This is a genomic window from Janthinobacterium sp. AD80, from assembly GCF_002878455.1.
GTDB lineage: Bacteria > Pseudomonadota > Gammaproteobacteria > Burkholderiales > Burkholderiaceae_D > Janthinobacterium.
Genome location: NZ_NRDQ01000264.1, coordinates 1 through 3,939, shown reverse-complemented (window position 1 = coordinate 3,939; position 3,939 = coordinate 1). Strand labels below are relative to the sequence as shown.

General features: G+C 65.3%; 4 protein-coding genes and 1 pseudogene. All 5 read right to left on the bottom strand.

Annotated elements, in window-relative coordinates; translation table 11 throughout:
- Positions 1 to 370: EamA family transporter (locus JaAD80_RS28320; RefSeq protein WP_180979640.1), on the bottom strand; the 370-nt coding region annotated here is incomplete at its 3' end.
- A 160-nt stretch (positions 371 to 530) separates the two neighbouring features.
- On the bottom strand, positions 531 to 1,652 hold the full coding sequence (locus tag JaAD80_RS28315) for a zinc ribbon domain-containing protein (RefSeq protein ID WP_180979641.1): 1,122 nt from the start codon (positions 1,650 to 1,652) through the stop codon (positions 531 to 533).
- 8 nt (positions 1,653 to 1,660) lie between these two features.
- Positions 1,661 to 2,800: a zinc ribbon domain-containing protein gene (locus tag JaAD80_RS28310; RefSeq protein ID WP_102299490.1), complete on the bottom strand. Its 1,140-nt coding sequence runs from the start codon at positions 2,798 to 2,800 to the stop codon at positions 1,661 to 1,663.
- A gap of 66 nt (positions 2,801 to 2,866) precedes the next feature.
- Positions 2,867 to 3,598, bottom strand: coding sequence for a hypothetical protein (locus JaAD80_RS28305; RefSeq protein ID WP_146012585.1), 732 nt, complete (start codon positions 3,596 to 3,598; stop codon positions 2,867 to 2,869).
- Positions 3,599 to 3,647: 49 nt separating this feature from the next.
- A pseudogene (locus JaAD80_RS31040) lies at positions 3,648 to 3,939 on the bottom strand (hypothetical protein); the annotation flags it as partial.

The window sequence follows — 3,939 nt, the reverse complement described above, 5'->3', positions numbered from 1 at the left end:
GCCAGGCGCGCCGGACGCGCCCTTCCACGCCCCAGGCCAGCCCCATCACCAGCAGCGGCTGGATGGCGCCCACCACGGCCGCCAGGCCGCCCGGCAAGCGGTAGGCGGCCACGAACAGCAGCGCCTGGAAGACGCCGATATTTAACGCCGACAAGATCAGCACGCGGCACCAGTCGCGCCGCGCGGGCAGGCGCCGCATGAGGAGCAGCAACAGCAAGCCGGCCGGCAGCACGCGGATCAGGGCCGCCGTGAACGGCCGGTCCGGCGGCAGCAGTTCGGACGTGACGATATACGTGGAACCCCAGATCAGGGGCGCCAGCGCCGTGAGCAGGATGTCGCCCCAGGCGGGGCGAACAGCGAAAGCAGGCATAAACTATCTCGACATCAAGATAAAAATCCAGTGTGGCCGCAAACTATCTTGATGTCAAGATAAATTGACTGGCGCGCCGTGGCGGGCGGACGTAAAAAAGCCCGGCATGGCCGGGCTCGGGACTGCGCACGGCAGCAAGCTGCCGCACCGGGAGAGCTGTTTAGTCCCGCACGCGCTGCAGCACCGCGATCGGCATGCCGCCGAGCAAGAGCGTGGCAGTATTGTTGCTGTTGCTCAGGCTAATCTGCATGGCCACGCCGCCACGCTCTTCCGAGACGACCGTCACCACATTGCCCTCGGAGGCAAAGGTGGCCTGACTTGCGTTGCCATGCTCGTCAATCATGGTGTCCTTGGTAAATTCCAGCACTTCGCCCGTCGCGCTCTTCCATTTGCCCACCAGCGGGTGGCCGCCAAAGCTGAACAGGCCTTTCAGCTTGTCCAGCATGCCCGGTCCCTGCGCGCCGGACGCATTGCCCATGGCGCCCGCCATGGCCATGGCCGCCTGGTTCAGCTGCGCACGGTCGGTGACTTGCCATTGCTTGTCGACCAGCGCCAGCGGCAACCGCACTTCCAGGTCGCTTTGCGGCAAGCGTTGCAGGATCACTGCGCGGTCCGCCGATTTGGCCAGCCACGCCGCCTCGTCCGTCAACACCAGCGTGGCTGTCGCCATCGCCACCGGCTGACCGCCGATTTCGCGTACCTGCTCGTAGCCGCTGACCTTGGACACTTTCACTCCCTTGGCCAGGCACAGCTTGTCGCCGCGCAAGGCCGCCTTGCCGGGGGCGGCCAGCGCGTAGACAAATTGCGACTGCGCAATCCAGCCACCGCTGCTCTGCTCGACGGGGCCCGTGTACAGGCCGCTACGCACCAGCGCATCGAGCCACTGCCGGGTCGATGTATCGTACGAAGCCACGCGGATTTCTTCCTTCTGGTACGGCAAGTTGGTGAGGCAGATCAACTTGTCGCGCGCCGCCTCGTCCGCCGCCAGGTGGGCGTCGATGGCGCGGCCAAAACTGCTGGCCGACGCCGCTTCCGGCGCCAGCAGCCACGCCAGGGCGCCGCCAGCCACGATGAACACCGCCAGCACGCCGCCGGCGAGGATGACGTGGCGCCGCTTCACGCCGGACAGCGCCGGCGCTTGCATCGGTACCTGCGCCGGTGCTGGTGCTGGCGCTGGCGCTGGTGCTGGCGCCGCTGCGGCGTTCACGGCGTTGCCGCACTCATCGCAAAAGCGCGCGTCGGGCGTGTGGGCGGTGCCGCACTTTTTACAGAATTGCGCCATGATTCGCCTTACTTGAGCTTATGCGCGCATTCGCCGCAGAACGCGTCGTCGGACGCGACCGGGGCCTTGCAGCTTGGGCAGTGCAGGCTGTCCGCAGGCGCGGCGGCTGGTGCGGCTGGTGCGGCTGGTGCCGCTGCCGGCGCGGTGGCCGATGCCGCAGCCTGTTCGGCCAGGGCGCGCGCGCGTTCACGCGCTTCCTCGGCTTTTTTCTTGACCGTGGCCAGGCCGTCGTTCAGGCTCGCTTCGGAAGCGCTGAAATCGACGTTGCGCGTGGCGTCCAGGTAAATGATGCACACGCCCTTGGTGAAAATCAGGCCAGGCACGACGGCCGCGGCCGCCATCAGCAGGCCGCCGCCCAGGCCGGCAGCGATGATGTAGCCGGAACCGGAACCGCCCAGGCCCGAGGCCAGCGCATACATATTCATTTCGCCCATGCTGAGGATGCCAGCCGACATGCCGCTGGTCAGCGACACGCCCGTGCCCAGTACGCCAAAGATCAGCAGCGCCACGAACGTGGTGATCAGGAACAGCAGCACTTCCAGCAGGATCACGGACACCAGCTTGGTGCGCACGATCTGGTTCAGGCGGGCAATGATCTGGAACACGCTGGCACCGGACCAGGCGGCAGGGCCGGCCAGCGGCAGCATCACGTAGAACAGCGCAAACACCAGCACGCCCAGCACGATGGCCGACAGCGGGAAGACCAGCGTGTACAGCACGGGGCCGAGCACGGGGATCTTGCAGACGAACAAGATAATGGCGATGGCGATCATGGCCGCCAGCACGATGAGGAATTCCAGGAAGACGACCGCGATCAGGCGGTGGCTCGTGTACAGCGAAACGAGCACGGCATCGGCCAGGCTCATGCCAGGCTGGCCTTGCACATCACGCATCAGCAGGATGCCCACGGCGTTGGAGCCGTAGAACATCACGAGGAAGGCCATCAGGCCGCCCAGGAAGGCCAGCAGCACGCTGCTCATGCTGCCGGCAAGCATCGTCAGCACGCCGCCGACGAGCACGGCGCCTATGAAGGTCAGGGCCAGCAGCGCGATGGCGCGGAAGTTCTTGATGGCGTCGGTCGCTTCGATCAGCGATCCTACGGCGGAGGAAAAGGGAAGAGGTTTTTGTGCTTCAGTGGAAATGGTCATGTCTAGCCTGGATGGGGTAAATCGGGGAACGGGACGACCGGCATGGTCGCCCCGTGGCAATCAATGTCAGTAGGCGCGGGCCAGCTGCAGCTCGGCCGCAGGCGCTGCGCGCTGGACGATTTGCAGCTTGACGTCCTGGCCGCCGACACGCTTGTTGTTCAGGTACAGGGCCGTGCGCACGGGATAAATACCCTGCGGTACGCCTTCCGGCATGGGAATCGAGAAGCCGCCCTTGTAGGCACCGCTGCCGTTGTTGCTGCTGACCACCTTGCGCACGGTCTTGATCAGGTCGCCATTGGGCTTGAACAGGCTCAGTTCCTCTTCCACCAGCGGGTTCGGATCGCGCGTGCCGGCTGCCACTTCGATATACGAATTGGTCTGCGCCTTCTGGCCCGGACGCACGGACGCCGGCGTGAAGCCCGTCTCGTATTTCACCAGGGTCGACTGCTCGGGCAGCTTGCCCTTGTTGGCCACTTTGTAGTCGGTTTGCACCTGCTGCGCCGTCTTGACTTGCTGGCTCTGGTAATTCAGGGCCACGCAGGCAAGCGCGCCCAGGCTGGCGCCCAGGGCCGCGCCGCGCACGGTGTTGTTGCCGCCGCCCAGCAAGCCGCCGACAACGGCGCCGATGCCGGCCAGCATGGCCGTATTGCATTCACCGCTGGCCGCGTCCGCGCCTGCCGTGGTGTTGCCGTTGGTGCCGGTGGCGCCAGGGGTGCCTTGCGTGGCGCAGCCGGCCAGCATCGATGACACGATCAGCATCGCCACCATGGGAGTAGCCAATTTTTTCAAGTTTTTCACGTTATTCTCCGGAAGGAACACAATAGGAATGGGAAGCAAGCAGCGCCGCTTACTCGATCTGGATTTGCGACAGCGCCTTATCCTGCGCTTCTTTCGCCTTGCGCTTGATGTCGAGCGCATGACGGTTGCCCGTGTCCATGCGCAGCACGGCATTCGCGTTGGCAATGGCGCAGTCGTATTTGCGCTGGCTCATGCAATGGCTCGCTTCCGACAGGCTGTCCGTGATCACGCTTTCCAGCCCGGCAGACTTGTTGACGGGCGCGGCAGGCGGCACGGCCTTGACGGGCTTGGCGGGTTTTTCCACCACCGGTGGCGCGACTGGCGCTGGCGCAGGTTCAGGG

Excerpts from the sequence above, each read along its gene's own strand:
- JaAD80_RS28310 (WP_102299490.1), bottom strand. The coding sequence starts at position 2,800 with ATGACCATTTCCACTGAAGCACAAAAACCTCTTCCCTTTTCCTCCGCC.
- JaAD80_RS28315 (WP_180979641.1), bottom strand. The coding sequence starts at position 1,652 with ATGGCGCAATTCTGTAAAAAGTGCGGCACCGCCCACACGCCCGACGCG.